Below are 554 nucleotides of genomic sequence, written 5' to 3'. Positions count from 1 at the left end.
TGGCACACGCCCGAGGTCTCGGCGTGCACGTCCGCGCCGCCCAGCCCGTTCTGCGTGATCTCCTCGCCCGTGACCGCCTTGACCACGTCCGGACCGGTGATGAACATCTGCGAGGTCTCACGGACCATGAACACGAAGTCGGTGAGCGCCGGACTGTAGGCCGCGCCGCCCGCGCACGGGCCCAGCATCACGCTGATCTGCGGGATGACCCCGGAAGCTTTGGTGTTGCGCTGGAAGATGCCGCCGTAACCGGCCAGCGCGCTGACACCCTCCTGGATACGGGCGCCGGCGCCGTCGTTGAGGGACACCAGCGGAGCACCGGCCGCGATGGCCATGTCCATGATCTTGTGGATCTTCGTCGCGTGGGCCTCGCCCAGCGCACCGCCGAAGATCCGGAAGTCATGGGCGTACACGAAGACCGTACGGCCCTCCACCGTGCCCCAGCCCGTCACCACACCATCGGTGTACGGCCTCTTCGCCTCCAGCCCGAAACCGGACGCCCGGTGCCGGCGCAGCTGCTCGACCTCCTGGAAGGACCCCGCGTCCAGGAGCAG

At 68.8% G+C, this 554-nt stretch carries 1 protein-coding gene; it reads right to left on the bottom strand.

What is annotated here, in order from left to right; translation table 11 throughout:
* A partial coding sequence (locus IE217_RS34410; protein ID WP_308432812.1) for a carboxyl transferase domain-containing protein occupies positions 1-554 on the bottom strand: 554 nt, incomplete at both ends.

Origin of the sequence: Streptomyces naganishii JCM 4654, assembly GCF_014650575.1 — a bacterium.
Taxonomy (GTDB): Bacteria; Actinomycetota; Actinomycetes; order Streptomycetales; family Streptomycetaceae; genus Streptomyces; species Streptomyces naganishii.
This window is presented reverse-complemented; position numbering and strand designations above follow the sequence as displayed.